At 62.1% G+C, this 21,056-nt stretch carries 17 protein-coding genes; 3 read left to right on the plus strand and 14 right to left on the minus strand.

What is annotated here, in order from left to right; translation table 11 throughout:
• Positions 1-178: 178 nt before the first annotated feature.
• Positions 179-1,666: an aldehyde dehydrogenase family protein gene (locus PSEUDOMOFG3G_RS14910; RefSeq protein WP_139050444.1), complete on the plus strand. Its 1,488-nt coding sequence runs from the start codon at positions 179-181 to the stop codon at positions 1,664-1,666.
• Between the two features lie 15 nt (positions 1,667-1,681).
• Here PSEUDOMOFG3G_RS14910 and yghX read toward each other — a convergent pair whose 3' ends face one another.
• The 12 genes from yghX to pedF form a co-directional block, all read right to left on the minus strand.
• Positions 1,682-2,572: a YghX family hydrolase gene (gene yghX / locus PSEUDOMOFG3G_RS14915; RefSeq protein ID WP_107321704.1), complete on the minus strand. Its 891-nt coding sequence runs from the start codon at positions 2,570-2,572 to the stop codon at positions 1,682-1,684.
• Positions 2,573-2,663: 91 nt separating this feature from the next.
• Positions 2,664-4,307, minus strand: coding sequence for a malate dehydrogenase (quinone) (gene mqo / locus PSEUDOMOFG3G_RS14920; protein WP_139050445.1), 1,644 nt, complete (start codon positions 4,305-4,307; stop codon positions 2,664-2,666).
• 485 nt (positions 4,308-4,792) lie between these two features.
• A complete protein-coding gene (locus PSEUDOMOFG3G_RS14925; RefSeq protein WP_139050446.1) occupies positions 4,793-6,163 on the minus strand; it encodes a hybrid sensor histidine kinase/response regulator in 1,371 nt (456 codons plus the stop codon).
• Positions 6,147-7,310: an alcohol dehydrogenase-like regulatory protein ErcA gene (gene ercA, locus PSEUDOMOFG3G_RS14930; protein ID WP_076385145.1), complete on the minus strand. Its 1,164-nt coding sequence runs from the start codon at positions 7,308-7,310 to the stop codon at positions 6,147-6,149. Before ercA ends, PSEUDOMOFG3G_RS14925 begins: the two co-directional genes overlap by 17 nt.
• 113 nt (positions 7,311-7,423) lie before the next feature.
• Positions 7,424-7,495 carry a pyrroloquinoline quinone precursor peptide PqqA gene (gene pqqA / locus PSEUDOMOFG3G_RS14935; RefSeq protein WP_003243383.1) on the minus strand — a complete coding sequence of 24 codons (72 nt, stop codon included), beginning with the start codon at positions 7,493-7,495 and terminating at the stop codon, positions 7,424-7,426.
• A gap of 239 nt (positions 7,496-7,734) precedes the next feature.
• Positions 7,735-9,255, minus strand: coding sequence for an aldehyde dehydrogenase family protein (locus tag PSEUDOMOFG3G_RS14940; protein ID WP_076385147.1), 1,521 nt, complete (start codon positions 9,253-9,255; stop codon positions 7,735-7,737).
• A gap of 267 nt (positions 9,256-9,522) precedes the next feature.
• Positions 9,523-11,298: a PQQ-dependent methanol/ethanol family dehydrogenase gene (locus PSEUDOMOFG3G_RS14945; RefSeq protein ID WP_139050447.1), complete on the minus strand. Its 1,776-nt coding sequence runs from the start codon at positions 11,296-11,298 to the stop codon at positions 9,523-9,525.
• A 209-nt stretch (positions 11,299-11,507) separates the two neighbouring features.
• Positions 11,508-12,380: an alpha/beta fold hydrolase gene (locus tag PSEUDOMOFG3G_RS14950; protein WP_171061382.1), complete on the minus strand. Its 873-nt coding sequence runs from the start codon at positions 12,378-12,380 to the stop codon at positions 11,508-11,510.
• A gap of 178 nt (positions 12,381-12,558) precedes the next feature.
• Positions 12,559-13,494, minus strand: coding sequence for a quinoprotein relay system zinc metallohydrolase 1 (locus tag PSEUDOMOFG3G_RS14955; protein WP_139050449.1), 936 nt, complete (start codon positions 13,492-13,494; stop codon positions 12,559-12,561).
• Between the two features lie 16 nt (positions 13,495-13,510).
• A complete protein-coding gene (locus PSEUDOMOFG3G_RS14960) occupies positions 13,511-14,266 on the minus strand; it encodes a quinoprotein dehydrogenase-associated SoxYZ-like carrier (RefSeq protein ID WP_139050450.1) in 756 nt (251 codons plus the stop codon).
• A 10-nt stretch (positions 14,267-14,276) separates the two neighbouring features.
• Positions 14,277-15,152 (minus strand): ABC transporter substrate-binding protein, encoded by an 876-nt coding sequence (locus PSEUDOMOFG3G_RS14965; RefSeq protein WP_139050451.1) that lies wholly within the window; start codon positions 15,150-15,152, stop codon positions 14,277-14,279.
• Between the two features lie 5 nt (positions 15,153-15,157).
• Positions 15,158-15,619 carry a cytochrome c-550 PedF gene (pedF, locus tag PSEUDOMOFG3G_RS14970; protein ID WP_076385155.1) on the minus strand — a complete coding sequence of 154 codons (462 nt, stop codon included), beginning with the start codon at positions 15,617-15,619 and terminating at the stop codon, positions 15,158-15,160.
• 252 nt (positions 15,620-15,871) lie between these two features.
• On the opposite strand from pedF, the gene exaA reads away from it, so the two are divergent.
• Positions 15,872-17,728 (plus strand): quinoprotein ethanol dehydrogenase, encoded by a 1,857-nt coding sequence (gene exaA / locus PSEUDOMOFG3G_RS14975; protein ID WP_139050452.1) that lies wholly within the window; start codon positions 15,872-15,874, stop codon positions 17,726-17,728.
• A gap of 247 nt (positions 17,729-17,975) precedes the next feature.
• Entirely contained in the window at positions 17,976-18,617 is a 642-nt protein-coding gene (locus PSEUDOMOFG3G_RS14980) for a pentapeptide repeat-containing protein (RefSeq protein WP_139050453.1), read from the plus strand.
• A 186-nt stretch (positions 18,618-18,803) separates the two neighbouring features.
• On the opposite strand, the gene PSEUDOMOFG3G_RS14985 is transcribed toward PSEUDOMOFG3G_RS14980, so the two are convergent.
• Positions 18,804-19,442 (minus strand): response regulator transcription factor, encoded by a 639-nt coding sequence (locus PSEUDOMOFG3G_RS14985; RefSeq protein ID WP_139050454.1) that lies wholly within the window; start codon positions 19,440-19,442, stop codon positions 18,804-18,806.
• Positions 19,442-20,698 carry a sensor histidine kinase gene (locus PSEUDOMOFG3G_RS14990; RefSeq protein ID WP_139050455.1) on the minus strand — a complete coding sequence of 419 codons (1,257 nt, stop codon included), beginning with the start codon at positions 20,696-20,698 and terminating at the stop codon, positions 19,442-19,444. Before PSEUDOMOFG3G_RS14990 ends, PSEUDOMOFG3G_RS14985 begins: the two co-directional genes overlap by 1 nt.
• Positions 20,699-21,056 lie beyond the last annotated feature (358 nt).

Raw genomic sequence — 21,056 nt, forward strand, 5'->3', positions numbered from 1 at the left:
CTGAACGCAAACCGGTCGCGCTGGCTTGTACATGGCTGCAATGGCTTTTGCTCCTGGCTGCCAGCCCCTCCCGGAAACTGGCAGCCACAGACATACCCCGCGGCAGGCACAGTCAAGCCGCATCGGCCCCCAGGGATTAACCTCCAGACTTTCCCTTGCCCGCGATCAGGAAACCCTCATGAGCGATATTGCCCTGCTGCCTCAGGTCGAAGCTTTTCTCGCCCGACACCACGCGCTGTTCATCGACGGTCGTTATGTCCAAAGCCAAAGCGCGCAGACGCTGGACGTCGTCAACCCCGCCACCGGCCAGGTCATCGCACAGGTCAGCGAAGCCTCGCCAGGCGATATCGATGCGGCGGTGGAGTCGGCGCGGCGCGGATTCAAACAGTGGTCTGCGGCGGCACCGGCCGTGCGCGGTCACGTGCTGCTCAAGCTGGCGGACCTACTGGAGCGCCATCGCGAAGAACTGGCGCAGATCGAAACCTGCCAGTCGGGCAAGATCATCCAGATATCCCGCGCTTTCGAGGTCGACCAGGCCGCGCATTTTTTGCGTTATTACGCCGGCTGGGCCACCAAGATCAGCGGCCAGACCATCACCCCGTCGCTGCCCTCCTTCGCCGGTGAACGCTACACCGCGTTCACGCTACGCGAACCGGTGGGCGTGGTGGTCGGCATCGTGCCGTGGAACTTCTCCACCATGATTGCCATCTGGAAACTCGCCTCGGCACTGGTGACCGGCTGCAGCATCATCATCAAACCCAGCGAGTTCACGCCGCTGACCATCCTGCGCATCGCCGAACTGGCCATGGACGCGGGCCTGCCACCGGGTGCCCTCAACGTGGTGACCGGCGGTGGTCAAGTAGGCAAAGGGTTGATCGAGCACCCTGGCACAAACAAGGTTTCGTTCACCGGTTCCGTGCCAACCGGCCTCGCCGTCGGCCAGAGCGCCATGGGCGCCGGGCTGACCCGTGCCACACTGGAACTGGGCGGCAAGAATGCGGCGGGTTTTCTGCCGGACGTGACGGCGGACGTGGCGGTCAACGGCATCATCGAAGCGGGTTTTCTGCACTCAGGGCAAATCTGCGCGGCGGCCGAGCGGTTCTTTGTCCATCGTTCGCAGCTTGAACCGATCATGGACAAACTGGCCCAGCGCCTGAGCAAACTCAATATCGGCTCGCCCCTGGACGAAGCCACCGAGTTCGGCCCGGTCACCAACCGCCAGCATCAGCGCAAACTCGGTGAGTTCTTTGCCAAGGCCCGGGCGCAAGACAACACCATCATTCACGGCGGCAAGTTGATCGACGGACCGGGCTGTTATGTCGAGCCGACCATCATCCTTGCCAACAGTCGCAGCGATACCTTGCTTCACGAAGAGACCTTCGGCCCGATCGCCACGTTCTTGCCTTACGACAGTGAAGAAGAGCTGCTGGAGTTGATGAACGACACGCCGTTCGGCCTGAGTGCCAGCCTCTGGACCAATGACCTGGGCAAGGCCCTGCGCATGGTGCCCGCCATCGAAGCTGGCACCGTATGGGTGAACATGCACACCCTGCTCGACCCGGCCGTGCCCTTTGGCGGCAGCAAGTCTTCGGGGATGGGCCGGGAGTTCGGCAGCGCCTTCATCGACGACTACACGGAACTCAAGTCCGTGATGATTCGCTACTGAGCCGCGACGTGGCGCTCACCCCAGGTAACGCTTGAACCACTCAAGGGTGCGCCCCCACGCCAGTTCGGCAGCCGCTTCGTCATAGCGCGGGGTCGAGTCGTTGTGGAAGCCATGGTTGACGCCCGGATAGATATAGGCCTGATAGGTCTTCTTCCCGGCCTTGAGCGCTGCTTCATAGGCCGGCCAGCCTTCGTTGATGCGGGTGTCGAGTTCGGCGTAGTGGATCAGCAACGGTGCTTTGATTCGCGGCACGTCCTCAGGTTTGGGCCCGCGCCCGTAGAATGGCACCGCCGCGCCAAGCTCGGGATACGCCACGGCGGCGGCATTGGCCACCCCGCCGCCGTAGCAGAAACCGGTGATGCCGACTTTCTTGCCGCCAATGGCGTCGTGTTTCATCAGAAACTCAACAGCAGCGAAAAAATCGTTCATCAGCTTCTCGGGATCAACCTGCTGCTGAAGCTCGCGCCCCTTGTCATCGTTACCCGGATACCCGCCCACCGAGGTCAGGCCGTCCGGCGCCAGCGCCACGAAACCGGCCTTGGCCACACGCCGGGCGACGTCTTCGATGTAGGGGTTCAAGCCACGGTTCTCATGGGCGACCACCACACCGGGCACCGGGCCGCTGGCCTTGGCTGGCCGGACCAGATAGCCGCGCACCTGACCGTGACCGTTGGGAGAGGGATAAGTGATGTACTGCGCCACGATATCCGGGTCGGTGAAGTTCACCTGCATCGCCTGGGCATAGTTGGGGCTCAACGACGCCAGCAGTGCGCCGGCCGTCAGCCCGCCCACCGCGAATTGACTGGCCCGCTCCAGGAAGATCCGTCGGGATATCTGGCCGTGGGCGTAAAAATCGTAAAGCTCGAGCAGTTCGGGGGCAAAGTCCTTGGCGGTCAGGCGAGTCATGGTTTGATCCTCTTCGGGGATCGAAAAATCATAGACGAAAAAAAACGCCGCTCGATGAGCGGCGTTTTTTATTCACCAGACAGCGTCCGGTTTACAGCGCCATGTCGGCCGCCGGGTTGCTTTGCGGGGCAGCGGCCGGCGCAGTCGGTGCAGGCGCGGTGCCCTGCTGGCCGATCGTCGGTGGCGTGTCCAGCTGCAGGACTTCGCTGGTGTAAGCCCACTCCTGAGCCACACGCTCAGGGCTCTCGTTGAGCTTGGTACCGTAGCTTGGCACGATCTGATGCAGTTTTTCCTGCCAGGCCGGGGTGGCGACCTTGTCCTTGAAGACCTTCTCAAGCACCGTCAGCATGATCGGCGCAGCGGTCGAGGCACCTGGCGAAGCACCCAGCAGAGCGGCGATGCTGCCGTCCTGGGAGGCGACCACTTCAGTACCCAGTTTCAGGACGCCGCCCTTCTCTTCATCACGCTTGATGATCTGCACGCGCTGGCCGGCCTGCCACAGGCGCCAGTCTTCTTGCTTGGCGTCCGGGAAGTATTCCTTCAGGGCGTTGAAGCGATCTTCGTCCGACTGCATCAACTGGCCGGCCAGGTATTCGACCAGCGGGTACTGTTCGATACCCACCTTGGTCATCGGCCACACGTTGTGGGTGGTGGTGCTGGTCAGCAGGTCAAAGTACGAACCGTTCTTCAGGAACTTGGTGGAAAAAGTGGCGAACGGGCCAAACAGAATCACACGCTTGCCGTCGAGCACGCGGGTGTCCAGGTGCGGAACCGACATCGGCGGTGCGCCAACCGAAGCCTTACCGTAGGCCTTGGCCAGGTGCATCTGGGCGACAGTCGGGTTCTCGGTCACCAGGAACGAGCCGCCTACCGGGAAGCCGGCGTATTCACGGGCTTCGGGGATGTCGGCTTCCTGCAGCAGGTGCAAGGCACCGCCGCCAGCGCCGATGAACACGAACTTGGCGTCGGTCTCGGTTTCGCTACCGTCCTTCAGGTTCTTGTACGCAACGCGCCAGGTGCCATCTTCGTTGCGGGTGATGTCCTGCACTTCGCTGGACAGCTTGAGGGAGAAGTTCGGTTTGGTTTGCAGGTGAGCAGCAAACTGACGGGTGATTTCGCCGAAATTCACGTCGGTGCCCAAGGGACTCCAGGTGGCCGCGACTTTCTGGCTCGGATCACGCCCTTGCATCATCAGCGGTACCCACTTGTTGATCTGCTCGCGATCTTCGGAGTACTGCATGCCGGCGAACAACGGGCTGGCCTGAAGGGCTTCGTAGCGCTTCTTCAGGAACGCGATGTTGTCCTCGCCCCAGACAAAGCTCATGTGCGGGGTGGAGTTGATGAACGAGCGCGGGTTCTTCAGCACGCCGTTCTTGACCTGCCAGGCCCAGAACTGACGGGAAACCTGGAACGCTTCGTTGATCTCGATGGCCTTAGCGATTTCGACCTTGCCATTCTTGTCTTCGGGCGTGTAGTTCAGCTCGGCCAGCGCGGAGTGACCGGTACCGGCGTTGTTCCAGCCGTTGGAGCTCTCTTGGGCAACACCGTCCAGGCGCTCGACCATTTCCATGGTCCAGTCCGGTTCCAGCTCATTGAGCCAAACGCCGAGTGTCGAGCTCATGATGCCGCCACCAATGAGCAGGACATCCACTTTTTTTGCCTCGGCGGCGTGCGTGGTCGCAAGACCCATCGCCATCGCCAGGCCCAGCAGCGCCGTGTGTGTTTTCTTCAACATGTGTGTATCCCTAGGGTAGAACGCCATTCCGCCCACCAGTCCGGCAATGATAGACCACGCCATGGCCGGCATACGGCATGACTGGGGTCGAGACGAGACTGGAGGATGGACCTACAGGGGCCGAGAATCGTCGGCCTCGCTTTTATGTCTCTCCGGCGCTGACTTCTTGTAGGTCTTGGCTTCAGCTGGGTGAGGGACACTGCAAAACGCTTGTAATCGGGCCAGACATGGCCGCGCCCGATTGTCGCAGCGGGGGGAGTTTACAGAATGAACTAAACAGACCGAAGCCTCTTTTTTCATTCAAGGCATAAACACCGACCAAATGACGGCGTTTTGATGGCGCACTGGCTGAAAAATGTGGGAACGAGCCTGCTCGCGATGGCGGTGGCGCATTAGACAGTGATGCAAGCTGACCCAGTGCTATCGCGAGCAGGCTCGCTCCCACAAGGGATTGTTGGTGAAATCTGGCGTCACCTCTCCACCCGCTACCCGAGCAACTGACTCAACACCGCCCGCAATTTGCCGGGCTTGACCGGTTTGTTGAGCAGTGGCGCATTGAGTTTGCGCAAGGCGCGGCGGCACTGGTCGCTGCGATCGGCGGTGATGATCACCGCCGGGATCGTCTGTTGGAAATGCTCGCGCAAGTGCTTGACCACTTCGCACCCGACGACGCCATGATCCAGGTGGAAATCCGCCAGGATCAGTTCCGGCGCGCGGCCTTGCAGCACGTCAAAGGCACCCGCCTCGTCCGTGGCGGTCAACACGTCACACCCCCACTGCCCCAGCAGCGCGGCCATGCTTTGCAAAATGCTCAGCTCATTGTCGATGACCAGCAGACGGCGGCCAGGCAGCGGGTTACCGGCGACGGCCTGGGCGGGCATCTGGGCCATGGGCAGCAGTCTTTCAGCAGACAACGGCACCTCGATGCTGAATACCGAACCGCGCCCCGGGCGGGAACGTACCTGGACCCGATAACCGAGAATGTGGGCGATACGCTCGACAATCGCCAAACCCAGGCCGACACCCTTGCGATCAGCAGCGCGACCTACGTCCAGCTGGTTGAACTCCAGGAAGATCGACTCCAGGCAGTCGGCAGCAATACCGCGCCCCGTGTCCCAGACCTCCAGGCTCAACCGCTCGCCCCGACGCCGCGCGGCCAACAGGATGCCGCCCTGAGCGGTGTAGCGACAGGCATTGCTGAGCAGGTTGCGCAAGATCCGGGTCATCAGCCGCAGGTCGGTCATCACTGTTTCGTCGCCGAAACGTACCCGTAGCTCCAAGCCGGCAGCGCCAGCCACCGATTGAAACTCCGAAGCCAGCGGCGCGAGCAACTCATCCAGCCGATACGGCGCCAGGTCCGGCCTGACTGCAGCCTGGTCCAGCCGGGAGATGTCCAGCAGGTCGGTGAGCAGGTCTTCCGCCCCTTCGAGCGCCTGGTGGGTACGCTCCACCAGCACGTGTTCGGAGGTGGGCAGCGAGCGTTCGCGTAATGTGGCGATCAGTAGGCGTGCGGCGTTGAGCGGTTGCAGCAGGTCATGGCTGGCGGCGGCCAGGTATTTGTCCTTGCTGCGGTTGGCCGCCTGCGCAGCGTCCCGAGCGTCGCGCAGTTGTTGTTCGATCAGCTCGCGTTGGATGATCTGTTGTTGCAGGTTGCGGTTGGCCTCCAGCAGTGCGTCGGTACGTTCGGCCACCCGCTGTTCCAACTGATCGTTGAGCTGTTGCAGGTGTTGCCGAGCCTGTTCCAGCTCATCGAGGCGCGCGGCCAGTTCCGGATAGTGGCTCTTGCGCGTGGAGTGATTGCCCAGTCCCAGCAGCCCGGCCAGGGCTTTTTGCTGTTCGTCAGAGGGCTTCGCCATAGACGACCTCGACATCCCGCTGGCTCGACTCCCGAGGGTTGGTGAGAATGCACGGATCATGCATCGCATGTTGCGACAGGAACGGAATATCCGAAGTGCTCACCCCGTGCAGCCCCAGGGTTTCGTGAAAGCCGATGGTGCGTTTGAGGGCAATCAGGTGTTCCACCAGCCGGGTGCGGATCTGCCGGTGATTGAGGCCCCGGCAATCGATACCCAGCGTCTGGGCAATCACCTTGAAACGTTCGGGCGCCGAGTTGTAGTTGAACGCCACCACATGCTCCACCAGCACCGCGTTGCACAAGCCATGGGGCAAATCCAGGAACCCGCCCAGGCTGTGGGACATCGCGTGCACCGCACCGAGAATCGCGTTGGAGAACGCCAGGCCGGCCTGCATGCTGCCCAGCATGATCTTTTCCCGCAGGGCGACATCCGCCGGGTTGGCGATCATCTGCACCAGGTTGCTGTTGATCAGGCGCATGGCCTCCAGCGCATGGGGGTCGGTGAGCGGGCCGTGGCCGGTGGATACAAACGCCTCGATGGCATGCACCAGCGCATCGATGCCGGTGCAGGCGGACAAAAACGGGTCCATGCTCAGGGTCGTTTCCGGGTCGATCAGCGACACGTCCGGCACCGCGGCCTTGCTGACAATGGAAAACTTCATGCGCTCTTGCTGGTTGGAAATGATCACGAACTGCGACACGTCCGCCGAGGTGCCGGCGGTGGTGGGAATCAGGATCAACGGTGGGCTGGGCACGTGCAAGGTGTCCACGCCTTCGAATTCCAGGATATTGCGACCATGGGCAACGACGATGCCGATGCCTTTACCGCAATCCATGGGGCTGCCGCCACCGACCGCGACGATGACATCGCAGTGGTTTTCCCGGTACAGCTCGGCCCCGAGCATGACTTCTTCGACCCGGGGATTGGGCGAGACGGCACTGTAGATGCAGTAATCGATGGCCTGGGCCTGGAGACTGGCCTCGACATCGGCGACCCATCCTGCGGCGATCACGCCGGGATCGGTGACGATCAGCACCTTGCGTGCGCCGAACGTCTTGGCGTAATTGCCGACATTGTGCCGGCAACCGGCGCCAAACATGATTTCAGGTGAAACGAACTTGCGCAGCGGGCTGAGACTCTGGCTCATCGGTAAGCCTGTTCTTATTGTTCCGGGAATACCCTGAGCCTAAAGCATCCCACCGTGATTGCAATCAGACCAAATGGGTAGCCCGGCCTGAACATCTCAGGCCGGGCCAACGCTCATCGGTTGGCGAAGTACATCGTCACTTCAAAGCCTATACGCAGGTCGGTGTACGCGGGTTTAGTCCACATGGGTCTTTCCTCTTCTTGTACCGGGCCATTCCGGCAACGTCATTAATGCACGCTGTACCCGGCGTTCGAATGCTACTTTCGAAGCGGTGGGTGGGGTGCGTTGGTAGCAATGCTGCAATCACACAAATCCAAATGTGGGAGCGAGCCTGCTCGCGATGACGTCGGAACATTCAACATAGAGGTTGAATGATCTACCGCTATCGCGAGCAAGCTCGCTCCCACAGGGGGGTGTTTCTGGGTTAGAAGAAGCCCAACGGATTAACGTCGTAGCTCACCAGCAGGTTCTTGGTCTGCTGGTAATGGTCGAGCATCATCTTGTGGGTTTCACGACCCACGCCGGACTTCTTGTAGCCACCGAACGCGGCGTGGGCCGGGTACAGGTGGTAGCAGTTGGTCCAGACACGCCCGGCCTTGATTGCCCGGCCCATGCGGTAGGCGCGGTTGATGTCGCGGGTCCAGAGACCGGCGCCGAGACCGAACTCGGTGTCGTTGGCGATCGCCAGGGCTTCGGCTTCATCCTTGAACGTGGTCACGCCCACCACCGGGCCGAAGATCTCTTCCTGGAACACGCGCATCTTGTTGTGGCCCTTGAGCAGGGTCGGCTGGATGTAATAGCCGCTCGACAAATCCCCTTCAAGATGTTCCGCCGCGCCGCCCGTGAGCAGCTCGGCGCCCTCCTCCCGGGCGATGTCCAGGTACGAAAGAATCTTGTCGTACTGCTGCTGGGACGCCTGGGCGCCGACCATGGTTTCGGTATCCAGCGGATTGCCGCGCTTGATCTTGGCGATCTTCTTCATGACCTCGGCCATGAACGGCGCGTAGATCGACTCCTGCACCAGCGCCCGTGATGGGCAGGTGCAGACTTCGCCCTGGTTGAAGAACGCCAGCACCAGGCCTTCGGCGGCCTTTTCGATGAACGCCGGCTCGGCCTGCATGATGTCTTCGAAGAAGATGTTCGGCGACTTGCCGCCCAGCTCCACGGTGGACGGGATGATGTTCTCGGCGGCGCATTTCATGATGTGCGAGCCCACCGGGGTCGAGCCGGTGAAGGCGATCTTGGCGATGCGCTTGCTGGTGGCCAGGGCTTCACCGGCTTCGCGGCCAAAGCCATGGACGATGTTCAACACACCGGGCGGCAGCAGGTCGGCGATCAGCTCGACGAACACGGTGATCGACAACGGCGTCTGCTCCGCTGGCTTGAGCACGATGCAGTTACCCGCGGCCAGGGCCGGGGCGAGTTTCCAGGCGGCCATCAGCAGCGGGAAGTTCCACGGGATGATCTGTCCGACCACGCCCAGCGGTTCGTGGAAATGATAGGCGGTGGTCAGTTCATTGATCTCGGCGGCCCCACCCTCTTGGGCGCGGATGCAGCCGGCAAAATAACGGAAATGGTCGGCCGACAGCGGTACGTCGGCATTGAGGGTTTCGCGCACGGCTTTGCCGTTGTCCCAAGTCTCGCTGACAGCCAGGCGTTCCAGGTTCTGTTCGATGCGGTCGGCGATTTTCAACAGCACCAGGGAGCGATCCTGCACCGAAGTCTTGCCCCAGGCATCGGCAGCGGCGTGGGCTGCGTCCAGGGCCTTGTCAATGTCAGCGGCGTTGGAGCGTGGGAACTCGGCAATGACCTCGCCGTTGACCGGGGACGTGTTGGTGAAATACTCGCCGTTAACCGGCGCGACGAATTCGCCGCCGATGAAATTGCCATAGCGCGGCTTGAAGGTAACGACGGCGCCTGGGGTTCCGGGTTGTGCATAGATCATAATGGGCCTCTGCCTGGTCGATGCCTGTCGCGGGACAGGCGATAGGCCGATGGTAGAGAGACCCGCATGCTGGACGAATGCGTCATTGGCAGGGGGGCTCTCGTTATTTGGTCGTAGGTTTTGCCGCGATCCGAGGATGAATCGGAGCTTTTATGTGGGAGCGAGCTTGCTCGCGATGGCGGCGGATCAGTCACCATCGATGCAAGATGTTCTGGCCCCATCGCGAGCAAGCTCGCTCCCACAGGTTCTACATTTGCCAAGGTTGGCTCAGCGCTTGGCCACCAACTCTTTCGGCAACTTGAAGGTCCAGAGCATGCCGCCCTGGTTGAAGTCCTTCACGCGCTTGGCCACTTCGCCGCCCCACAACGGCACCGCGCCACCCCAGCCCGAGAGCACGGAGACGTATTGCTCGCCATCCATTTCCCAAGTGATGGGCGAACCGAGCACACCGGAGCCGGTCTGGAATTCCCAGACCTTTTCCCCGGTCTTGGCATTGAAGGCCTGCAGGAATCCTTCAGGCGTGCCGGTGAACACCAGGTTGCCCTTGGTGGTAAGCACTCCGCCCCACAGCGGCGCGAAGTTCTTGTGACGCCAGACCTCCTTGCCAGTCTTGGGGTCGATGGCCCGCAGCACACCGATGTAGTCCTCGTTCAGCGGCTTGATGGTGAAACCGGCCCCCAGGAACGCCGCGCCCTTCTTGTAGGCGATGCCTTCGTTCCAGATGTCCATGCCCCATTCGTTGGACGGCACGTAGAACAACCCGGTGTCCTGGTTGTAGGCCATCGGCATCCAGTTCTTCGCCCCGAGGAACGCCGGCGCGACAAACACCGAGCTGCCCTTGGCTTCGCTGCCCGGCGCGCCCGGACGGCCGGCCTCGTTGTAGATCGGCCGCCCTTCCTTGTCCAGGCCGCTGGCCCAGGTGATCTTGTCGACAAACGGGAAGCCGCGGATGAACTTGCCGTTGGTGCGATCGAGCACGTAGAAGAAGCCGTTGCGGTCGGCGGTGGCCGCAGCCTTGATGTCCTTGCCCCCTTCCTTGTAGTTGAAGGAGATCAGTTCGTTGACGCCGTCATAGTCCCAGCCGTCGTGAGGGGTGCTCTGGAAGTGCCATTTGATGCTGCCGTCGTCCGGGTTAAGGGCCAGGCGCGACGAGGAATAGAGGTTGTCGCCGGGGCGCAGATGGGAGTTCCACGGTGCCGGGTTACCGGTGCCAAACAGCAGCAGATTGGTTTCCGGATCGTAGTAGCCGCCCAGCCAGGGCGCCGCACCACCGGTCTTCCAGAGATCCCCCGGCCAGGTCTTGCCGGCTTCGCCACCGGAAATACCATTCTCGATAGCCTTGCCGTCCTTGTAGACATAACCCATGTGCCCTTCCACGGTCGGACGGGTCCACAGCAGCTCGCCGTTTTTCGGGTCGTAGGCGCTGATCTTGCCCACCACGCCAAACTCGCCGCCCGCCACGCCGGTGATCAACTTGCCGTTGATGACCATGGGCGCGGCACTGATGGAATAACCTTCCTTGTGGTCAGCGACTTTCTTGCTCCACACCACTTTGCCGGTGTCTTTGTTCAACGCCACCAGCTTGGCGTCCAGGGTGCCGAAATACACCAGGTCGCCATACAGCGCCACGCCACGGTTGATCACGTCGCAGCAAGGGCGGATGTCATCGGGCAGGCGCGCGTCGTACTGCCAGAGTTTCTTGCCGGTGCGTGCATCCACCGCGAACACCCGCGAGTAGGAACCGGTGAGGTACATCACCCCATCCTTGATCATCGGCTGGGCCTGCTGGCCGCGCTGCTTTTCGCCACCGAAGGAGAACGCCCAGACCGGACGCAGATCCTTGACGTTATTCACGTTCAGCGTGTCGAGCGGGCTATAGCGCTGGCCTTGCACGCCGAGGCCGTTGGTCACGACCTGCTGCGGGTTTTTCGGGTCCTGGAGAATTTCCTGATCGGTCACGGCGGCCAAGGCCGAACCGGACAGCAGCATGGCACTGAGCAGCAGGCTCACGGCGAAGGGCTGGCGACGTGCGGGATGAGTCATGACGGCTACCTCTGCGGTTATTGTTATACCCGGGAAATTTTCCCGGTCTGCCGCAGATTCTTGGCCTTGGGGCCGTCGTCAACAATTGCCCGCTGTGTTGAGTTTTCTAGTTCCTTGGTACATGTGAAGACCGGATTGGACCGTTACAACGCTGTGCACTCAGGACGCCGATAAGGTGGCGCCAGCCTTACGTGAACGGCATGCCGGCTTCAGGGCGAGTCGGCTTGGAAAAAATCGCGCAAGATTCGGGCAAACTCGTCGGGACGTTCGTCGGCCGGCCAGTGTCCGGCACCTTCAATGACGGTCCCACTCAGGTGCTGCGCCACCGGTTCGAGGAGCAGGCTGGTCTTCTCGGCGAACCCCCATCGACCACCAATGCCGAGCACGGGCATCTGCAGCTTACCCCGCCGAGCGGTTTCGGAATGATCGTCCATGTCCTGCCAGACCGCAGCGTAGTAATTGAGGCCCGCTCGCAGCGCGCCTGGTTTGATGATCTGCCGGACATATTCCTCGAAGTCCTCGCCGCTCACGCCCTCAGGGTTGGCGGACATCTTCCAGAAGAACCAGGAGAGCAGCTCGCGCTCCTTTCCGCGAATGAACAGTTCCGCAACATCGGGTTGGGTGAAGAAGCTGAGTTGCCAGCTGCTGGCGACGTCCCAGTCTCGAGATGGCGTCAGCTTGGCCTCGTAGCCGAAACCCGGCAGCGCATATTCGGCGAGGGCCAGCCGTCGAACGTCGTTGGGGTGCGCGCCGGCATATTGGTAAGCAACGCCAACACCGTGATCGTAGCCCACAAGGAAGACCGGCCCCAGGTTGAGCTTCTCGATGAGGGCTCGTAGATCGCGCGCCATGGTCCGCTTGTCGTAGCCCCCGGGCGTAATCGACGATCCTCCGGCTCCGCGCAGATCCGGGGCAATGATTAGATACTGGTCGGCGAGTTCCGCCATGACCCGATTCCACATCAGAGAGTGTTGTGGCCAGCCGTGGAGAAGGACGATCGGTGCCCCTTGCCCGGTAAACCGATAGTGCATTTCGATGCCATTGGCGTGGATTTTGTCGTGGAGGATTTTTGTGATGGTCATTTCATCGCTGCTCCAGAGTTCTGCCTTGCGTAGAAAGCACTCTGCGGCCATGACATCTTCGGTTCCGCGACTTCGGCTATTTTTTCAGGCACCACACCCCTGCTGTGTCCTTAACAATGACCTTAGACCAAGGCCCGCCTTTTTTCATTTTTGGCGCTAGCCGGGGGATTTGCCGGGACTACTCAATCTTGGCATCTACTCGCTTCATCCCTACCCGCTCATAACGCGGATAAAGATGACTGACACTGCGAATCAGCTCATACCGACTCAAGCTGATCCCGGCAAAACGCTCGGGGATGGGGCTGCGGATCATCTCGGCCATGTCATCGCCCCGGGCCGCGCCGGCGCGCATCAGTTGGTCGAGCCAGCTGAGGTAGTCGCGCATTTGCAAGAAAGGCCGGGCATCGCTCGCCACTGGACCATGGCCGGGTACGATCTGCTTCCACGGCAGGCTTTGCAGGGTGTCCAGGTCCTTGAGCCAGACCTCCAAACCGGGGCTGTTCGGGGTGGTCAGGGCTCGTTCGTAGAACACCAGATCGCCGGCAAACAACACGCCGGTGGTTTCATCGAGGATCGCCAGGTCCGCCCCGGTGTGCCCGGCCAATGCCAGCAGACGCAACGAATGGTTGCCGACCTTCAGCGGACCGGGAACCAGCACTTGGTTTGGCAACACCACTTCGGTGCCACGCATCCAGTCACCGACCAGCCGGTACATGTTCTCGGCCATGGCATCGCCCTGCTGGCGCAACAGATCCGTGGTCCCCGCCAGCGCGCCGATGGAGACGTCGCTGAAGGCCTGGTTGCCCAAGACATGGTCGGGGTGATGATGGGTCAGCAACACCTGGACTACCGGCTTATCGGTGATCGCGGCAATCGCCTGCCGCAAGGCCTGCCCGTAGCGCCGGGACGGGCCGCTGTCGATGACCACCACGCCGGCCTCGGTGACAATAAAAGCGGTGTTGACGATGTTGCCGCCGTTGGCCTTGGCAAAATTGTCCGTGCTGCCTTCCAGCAGCCAGGTGCCTTCGGCGATCTGCCAGGGCTTGAGTGAATAGTCCGCTGCGGCCCATGTCGGCAGGCACAGGCCCAGCCAGATCAGCAACAACCAACGCATGGCGCGCTCCTTGTGGTCAGGGGACCGTAGCCTCGAATTCATTGCCGCTGTTGTCACGCAACAACAGGCGGGTCTGCCCGGGGCCTTGAATGTCGAAGCTCAGGTTGGGGTTTTCGCTGACGGCCGGGAACAGCTCCAGGCGCGCCAGCACCTGGCCGTCGGCGTCCAGCAACTGCGCCTGGTTGAGGTAAAACTCCGGGATGCCGCTCACCAGCCCATTGTCCATTGGGTGGGCGACTTGCAGGCGCAGGCGGCTGTCTTCACCTCGGGGGTAACGAGCTCCCAGCACTTCGCCCAAGTGTTCTTCCCAGCCCGGCTGGGTCCGCACCACGCTTGGCGCGGTGCAGCCGCCACCGGCCGCGTCGATCAACGTCGAGCCGACGTGCCACAGGCCGTCACGGGTCTGCACGGCAGCGCGCAACGGCGTGGCCTGCTCGATACGAATGCGGATCGACAGCCAGGGCAGCACCCGCTCCCCCGGCTGGAAATCGACGATCTTGGGCAGCGGGTTCAGTTCGGCCCAAACCAGCATGCGCACCACGTCGCCGGTGAATGCGCGGGCATCGATCTGCAATGGCACCTGGCGCGCGTCTTCGGCAAAAGGCGGCGCCAGCAACCGGACCCGGTCGTCGAACACGAACGGCGCCTCACCCAGCAATTGTTTGTGATAGAAGGCCCACATCACCGAGGGCACCGGGTCCTTCCCGGTCTCGAGCGCCGTCGCCGTCAACGGCAGGCAGCACAACAGCAGACCCCACGCTCGCCAGTTCATCCCTGCGCTCCTATTGATACATCTCGGGCACTTCGTAACGCAGGCCGTAATGGGCATAGATGGTTTTGAGACTGCCGTCGCGGATCAACCCTTCCAGCGCTTCTTCTACCGCATAAGCCAGCTGCCGGTTGCTCTCATGCACCGCCATACCGATTTCCCACCGTTGCTTGCCCATGTTCGGGTAAGCATTTTCGGCCAATGCCAGTTGCGGATCGGCCGCCTCATGCAGTTGCCAGTCGATCTCCCCGCGCATGGCCATGACCGCGTCGACCTGCCCGGCCCGCATGGCCTTGAACGCCTGGCCTACGCCGGGGAAGTGATGGGTCCTGGCGCTGAGCATGCCGTTGAACACCGAGGTCAGGTAGAACGACGGCACGCTGTCGACTTCAACGCCAATGGGGTGCTGCTGGAATACCGCGACACTGCCTACACTTTCAAGCCGGCGGAGGTCGTACGCCACTTGCCAGCACTCCTGCTGATAAGGCCCGAACATGGCGACCTGGGCGTTTTCCAGTTCACCGATGTCGTTGCGCTTTTGCACGTAGTCGCGATCGTAAGGCACGCGCATCATCAGGTCGGCCAGTTGCCGACCATGCAGGGCGCTGCTGCGCCAGATGTAATCGCGCAGGTCGTCATCGAGCTTTTCGCCGGGCGGCGCCCAGATCAATCGCAGGCGCACGCCAAGGGCTTTGGCGAGGGCCTGGGCCAGCTCCACATCCACGCCCCGAGGCTGGCCGTGGTCTTCGAAGCTATAGGGGGCAAAATCCTTGTACACCGCCACTTTCAGCTCGCCGGCGGCGATCATTTCGTCGTAGTTGCGCACCTGTGCCTGAACCGTCTGGCCACACAGCAACAGGCTGCAGAATATCCACGCGAACAGGCGCATGGCGATCACTCCTCGACGTGCACGCTGTCGAGATAGGTGCGCACCGCCCACAAGGCTTCCTGGCTCAAATAGTCCGCCATTTTCGGCATGTAGACCCGGCCGTCGCGCACCGCGCCGTGACGCACGCGCTCGACAAACCACTCATCTCCGGCTTCGGCGGCATCCAGCATGCGCAGATCCGGCGCGATCCCGCCGGACTTGGCTTCCAGGCCGTGGCACGCGGCGCAGTTCTGGTTGTAGGCCGAGGCGCCGATTTCCACCGCCTTATCCCGCTCGGGAGAGCTGCGGTAAGGGTTTTGCGCGAGCCAACCATCGCCATCTGTTGGCAGGCCAGTGTCCTTGATCGGGGTCAGCCCTTTGGTTTCCACTGCCTGGGGCACTACGTTGCCATGGGCCCACACGGAGCCTGCGCCGGTCAGCCCTATCAGCAATGCGGTAGCGATGATGGCGTTGCGTTTTGTTGTCATTGTTATGCCCTCGAATTTGCACGCAAGACCTCTCTACAGAGGCCGTGCCGTCATCTTAGGAACGCCTGCACCCCAGCCGAATGCTGCTTTGGTGGCCGCACTCTAGTTCCTTGGTAGCGGGTCATCCGGCGCGGTTCGCAAAGACAGCCGGTTCGGGAAGTCTTCCCGGCAAGGGCGGGACTTTTTCCGTATCGGTAGAGCCCTGACGCGACCCAACCTAGTCAGGCCAAAACCTCACTGGGAATGCCCACCATGACAATAAAAACGCTCCCCGCCCTCTCTTCCCTGACCGTTGCCTTGCTGCTGGCCGGCAGCCTGTCCCTGACTCCGCAGGCGAACGCCGCAGTCACCTGGGAAGACATCGCCAACGACCACCTGACCACCCGCGACGTATTGCAATACGGCATGGGCACCAACGCCCAGCGCTGGAGCCCGCTGGCCCAGGTCAATGACAAGAACGTGTTCAAGCTCACGCCGGCCTGGTCTTATTCATTCGGCGACGAAAAGCAGCGCGGCCAGGAATCCCAGGCCATCGTCAGCGACGGCGTGGTGTACGTCACCGGCTCTTACTCGCGGGTATTCGCCCTCGACGCCAAGACCGGCAAACGCCTGTGGACCTACAGCCATCGGCTGCCGGACAACATTCGCCCGTGCTGCGACGTGGTCAATCGGGGCGCGGCCATTTACGGCGACAAGATCTACTTCGGCACGCTGGATGCGCGGGTGGTCGCCCTGAATAAGAACACCGGCAAAGTGGTGTGGAACAAGAAGTTCGGCGATCACGCGGCCGGCTACACCATGACCGGAGCCCCGGTACTGATCAAGGACAAGACCAGCGGCAAGGTGCTGTTGATCCATGGCAGTTCCGGGGATGAGTTCGGCGTGGTCGGGCAACTGTTCGCCCGGGACCCGGACACCGGTGAAGAAGTCTGGATGCGGCCTTTCGTCGAAGGCCACATGGGCCGTCTCAACGGCAAGGACAGCACGCCGACCGGCGATGTGAAAGCACCGTCCTGGCCCGACGACAAAACCACCGAAACCGGCAAGGTCGAGGCCTGGAGCCACGGCGGCGGCGCACCTTGGCAGAGCGCCAGTTTCGACCCCGAAACCAACACCATCATCGTCGGCGCCGGCAACCCGGGGCCATGGAACACCTGGGCGCGCACGGCCAAGGATGGCAACCCGCAGGATTACGACAGCCTCTACACCTCCGGCCAGGTGGGCGTCGACCCGAGTACCGGCGAGGTGAAGTGGTTCTACCAACACACACCCAACGATGCCTGGGATTTCTCCGGCAACAACGAGCTGGTGCTGTTCGACTACAAAGACAAGGACGGCAAGCTGGTCAAGGCCACCGCTCACGCCGACCGCAACGGTTTTTTCTACGTCGTGGACCGCAACAACGGCAAGCTGCAGAACGCCTTCCCTTTCGTCGACAACATCACCTGGGCCAGCCACATCGACCTGAAGACCGGCCGCCCGGTGGAAAATCCAGGTCAGCGTCCGGCCAAGCCACTGCCGGGTGAAACCAAGGGCAAACCGGTGGAAGTCTCACCGCCTTTCCTGGGTGGCAAGAACTGGAATCCCATGGCCTACAGCCAGGACACCGGGCTGTTCTACGTGCCGGGCAACCAGTGGAAGGAGGAATACTGGACCGAAGAGGTTAACTACAAGAAAGGCTCGGCCTACCTGGGCATGGGCTTTCGCATCAAGCGCATGTATGACGATCACGTCGGCAGCCTGCGGGCGATGAACCCCACCACCGGCAAGGTGGTCTGGGAACACAAGGAAGCCTTGCCGCTGTGGGCCGGGGTGCTCGCCACCAAGGGCAATCTGGTGTTCACCGGCACCGGCGACGGCTTCTTCAAGGCCTTCGACGCCAAGACCGGCCAGGAATTGTGGAAGTTCCAGACCGGCAGCGGCATCGTCTCCCCGCCCATCACCTGGGAACAGGACGGCGAACAGTACATCGGCGTGACCGTCGGCTACGGCGGCGCCGTGCCGTTGTGGGGCGGCGACATGGCCGAGCTGACCAAGCCGGTGGCCCAGGGCGGGTCGTTCTGGGTGTTCAAGATTCCGAGTTGGGATACCAAGGTGGCCCGCCAATAACCCTTGCGGGAGCGAGCCTGCTCGCGATAGCGGTGGTTCAGTTGGCAGTGATGTTGAATGTACCGACGGCTTCGCGAGCAAGCCCGCTCCCACTCTTGATCTCATTGGACACAGATTCTGTGTCTAGCAAAGATCCCTTGTGGGAGCGAGCCTGCTCGCGATGGCGGTGGTTCAGATGGCAGTGATGTTGAATGTACCGCCGCAATCGCGAGCAGGCTCGCTCCCACAGTTAACTCGAGTTCCTGCCATGAACTATCCACTGGTTTTATTGATCGTGTTCGCCGCAAATGCCAGCGCCGCCGACCCCGACATGCCCCTGACCATCAACGGCTGCATCATCGCCGAGTCCAGCCAATGCCCCGGCGCCGACCTTCGCGGGGCCCGGCTGGCCAACCAGGACCTGCGCAAAATGAACCTCAGCGGTGCCGACCTGCGGGGCGCCGATCTGCGCCATGCGCGGCTGGACCTGGCCAATCTGGAAAAAGCCCGTCTGCAAGGCGCCAACCTGACCCGTGCCAGCTTGCAGCAAAGCAACCTGCGTCTGGCGGATTTCAGTGGGGCCACGCTCAAGGCTATCCAGGGCTGGGGCCTGTTTGCCCAGGGCGCGCAGTTCCAGAAAGCCGACCTGAGCGCCGCGTATCTTCAATTCGCCCGGCTGTCCGGCGCCCGAATGCACGAAACCAACCTGCAAGCCGCCGACCTGGAAATGGCCTGGCTGAGCAAGGCAGACCTCAAGGGCGCCGACCTGCGCGACGCCAACCTGCAGGAAGCCAAGCTTGGCGAAAGCAACCTGGAAGACGCCAACATGAGTGGTTCACGCCAGCATTACGGGAATTTTCAGGATGCGAATATGCAAGGGTGTACGGGTTGCCCGACGACTTGGGATTAGTACCCATTCAAGGACCGACACAGATCCCGTGGCGAGGGAGCTTGCTCCCGCTGGGCTGCGCAGCAGCCCCCATCCAGACAACTCAATCTTCCTGATGCACCGAAGCGATTGGTATTGGGGCTGCTTCGCAGCCCAGCGGGAGCAAGCTCCCTCGCCACAGTTGTGTATTGCTTTCAAGGATGGGATTCACCCCGCCACCCGCACCACGCCCATGTCGATCCCCAGGTGCACCAGTTCGGCATGGGAGCTGACCTGCAGCTTGCTCTTGAGCAGCGTCAAGTGATTGGACACGGTCTTGGCGCTGATGCACAGCTGTTCGGCAATGGTGCGCGCCGGGGTGCCCCTGGCGAGCATGACGAAGATCTCCAGCTCGCGCTGGGTCATGCATTGCAAGCGCGGGTCGGTGTCGTGTCGGGTACTGGCGCAGGCCAACTGGGTGGCCAGGGCTTGTTCGATGTAGGCATGGCCGGCCAGCACCCGGCGCACGGCCTCCACCAGTATCTGAGGTGCCGAATTCTTGGTCAGGTAGCCCGCAGCACCGGCGTCCAGCGCCTGACGGACCAATGGCAGTTCATCGTGCATGCTGAAGAACAGCACCCGCAGTTGCGGCAGGCGCTGGCGCAGGCGCCGGGTGGTTTCCAGCCCGCTGATACCGGGCAGGCCGAAGTCCATGATCACCAGATGAGGCACCTGCTCCAGCACTTGGCTCAACGCCTCTTCACCGGTGGCGGCTTCGCGCACTTGCAGCTCCGGCATCAGCGCCCGCAATAGGCTGGCATAGCCCTGCCGAACCACCGCATGATCGTCGACCAACAAGATGTTCATCACGCCTCCAGGGGAATATTCAAGGCCAGCGCCCAACCGGCACCGGGCTGGCTGATGATGCGCAGTTCGCCACCCAGGCTGCGGGCGCGCTCGGACATCGAGTGCAGGCCAACGCCCGCTCGATGGGGCCCGGTCGCTCCCCGGCCGTTGTCACGCACCAGCACTCGCAAACGCCCGGCCCGATGCTGCAGGCGAATCCGCACCTGCGTGGCGCCGGCATGCCGGACGACATTGGTCAGCGCTTCCTGCAACAGGCGATACAGGTGGGTCTTGTTCGAGCCCGACAACGGCGGCAACGGCGCGTTGATCCGCAGCTGACAGGCGATGCCCTGGTTTTGTTGCCACTGAGCCACCAGCAGCTCGATGGCCTCGGACAGCGGCAGGTGCTGAAGCACCACCGGATACAGGTCTTGCACCAGCGCACGGAATCCCTGTTGCAGATGCTCGCAATGACCCTCGAGCTGGCTGACGGTCTGCTCCAGCATCGGCGGCTGATCGATCACCAGCCGCAGCAAGCATGCCCGGGCGCGGATCCCTGCCACGTATTGGCCCAGGTCATCGTGCAGGGTCCGAGCCAGCTGCGTGCGTTCCTGCTCCTGCACAGCCAGCAGGGCTTGAGTAAGCCGGGTGTTATCGGCCTGCGCCTGAGTCAGGGCAGCGGTCATGCGATTGAAATGCACCGCCAATTGCCGGGCCTCCGGGATAGCATCAGCGGCCAGCCGCACCTGCAGATCGCCGGCGCAGACCTGACGCAAGGCCCGCAGCAATTCATCGAGCAATCCCATACCCCGGCGCACCGCCCAGCGGATCACCAGCAGGCTGACCAACAGCGCCAGCGCACAGACGCCGAGCAGTTGCACCAGGGAATCGAGGACTTCTTCGATTTCGTCCCGAGGATCGACCGCGATCCAGGCCCGGCGACCGTCGCGCAAATCCACCACCGCGGCAGCCGGAGCGTCGCCCAGTAACCAGCGACCAAGCCAGGCGGTTACCCCGCCCTCGCTGTTCCCCGGCTGCACCTGCCCCTCCGCCAACCAGTGCACCCGCACATGACGCAGACTGCCGGTCAGCCGCGACTGGAGACTGGCCGGGTTGCGCTCGGCGGTTTCACTCAGGTAATGCACCACGGACTCGGCCGATTGCAGCTCGCGTTTCACATCGGCCGTGGCTTGATGCAGCAACAGGACCGCACAAGCCAGGGTGACCACGGCGAAAAACGCCGTCACCCAGAGGTTGATTCGCCAGAGGGCCGACATGGTTAGCGGCCCAACCCCTGGCCGGCACAGTACTCCTGTGGGAGCGAGCCTGCTCGCGATGAGATCGGCACATTCAACAGCGCTGTCGACTGAACCACCGCTATCGCGAGCAGGCTCACTCCCACAGGGGGACCTGTGTGCTCGCAGGTTTTGTGTTCGCGGCAGCTCTTTGGTTTGCCAGACAACCGATCCACGCCAATCAGACTCAAGATCAGCAACAACGGCAGCAGCAGGGCTTTGAGAATCCGCACGGTCTGTCCGCTCCTGATGAATGACGATGACTGGCATCCTAAAACCCCGGCGTCGGCAGCGGGTTACTACCTTGGTACTGGCCCGGCGGTACTTTCTGCATATTTCC

Source organism: Pseudomonas sp. FG-3G (assembly GCF_901007645.1).
GTDB classification, from domain to species: Bacteria; Pseudomonadota; Gammaproteobacteria; order Pseudomonadales; family Pseudomonadaceae; genus Aquipseudomonas; species Aquipseudomonas rhizophila.

Excerpts from the sequence above, each read along its gene's own strand:
- PSEUDOMOFG3G_RS14910 (WP_139050444.1), top strand. The coding sequence starts at position 179 with ATGAGCGATATTGCCCTGCTGCCTCAGGTCGAAGCTTTTCTCGCCCGA.
- yghX (WP_107321704.1), bottom strand. The coding sequence starts at position 2,572 with ATGACTCGCCTGACCGCCAAGGACTTTGCCCCCGAACTGCTCGAGCTT.
- mqo (WP_139050445.1), bottom strand. The coding sequence starts at position 4,307 with ATGTTGAAGAAAACACACACGGCGCTGCTGGGCCTGGCGATGGCGATG.
- PSEUDOMOFG3G_RS14925 (WP_139050446.1), bottom strand. The coding sequence starts at position 6,163 with ATGGCGAAGCCCTCTGACGAACAGCAAAAAGCCCTGGCCGGGCTGCTG.
- ercA (WP_076385145.1), bottom strand. The coding sequence starts at position 7,310 with ATGAGCCAGAGTCTCAGCCCGCTGCGCAAGTTCGTTTCACCTGAAATC.
- PSEUDOMOFG3G_RS14940 (WP_076385147.1), bottom strand. The coding sequence starts at position 9,255 with ATGATCTATGCACAACCCGGAACCCCAGGCGCCGTCGTTACCTTCAAG.
- PSEUDOMOFG3G_RS14945 (WP_139050447.1), bottom strand. The coding sequence starts at position 11,298 with ATGACTCATCCCGCACGTCGCCAGCCCTTCGCCGTGAGCCTGCTGCTC.
- PSEUDOMOFG3G_RS14950 (WP_171061382.1), bottom strand. The coding sequence starts at position 12,380 with ATGACCATCACAAAAATCCTCCACGACAAAATCCACGCCAATGGCATC.
- PSEUDOMOFG3G_RS14955 (WP_139050449.1), bottom strand. The coding sequence starts at position 13,494 with ATGCGTTGGTTGTTGCTGATCTGGCTGGGCCTGTGCCTGCCGACATGG.
- PSEUDOMOFG3G_RS14960 (WP_139050450.1), bottom strand. The coding sequence starts at position 14,266 with ATGAACTGGCGAGCGTGGGGTCTGCTGTTGTGCTGCCTGCCGTTGACG.
- PSEUDOMOFG3G_RS14965 (WP_139050451.1), bottom strand. The coding sequence starts at position 15,152 with ATGCGCCTGTTCGCGTGGATATTCTGCAGCCTGTTGCTGTGTGGCCAG.
- pedF (WP_076385155.1), bottom strand. The coding sequence starts at position 15,619 with ATGACAACAAAACGCAACGCCATCATCGCTACCGCATTGCTGATAGGG.
- exaA (WP_139050452.1), top strand. The coding sequence starts at position 15,872 with ATGACAATAAAAACGCTCCCCGCCCTCTCTTCCCTGACCGTTGCCTTG.
- PSEUDOMOFG3G_RS14980 (WP_139050453.1), top strand. The coding sequence starts at position 17,976 with ATGAACTATCCACTGGTTTTATTGATCGTGTTCGCCGCAAATGCCAGC.
- PSEUDOMOFG3G_RS14985 (WP_139050454.1), bottom strand. The coding sequence starts at position 19,442 with ATGAACATCTTGTTGGTCGACGATCATGCGGTGGTTCGGCAGGGCTAT.
- PSEUDOMOFG3G_RS14990 (WP_139050455.1), bottom strand. The coding sequence starts at position 20,698 with ATGTCGGCCCTCTGGCGAATCAACCTCTGGGTGACGGCGTTTTTCGCC.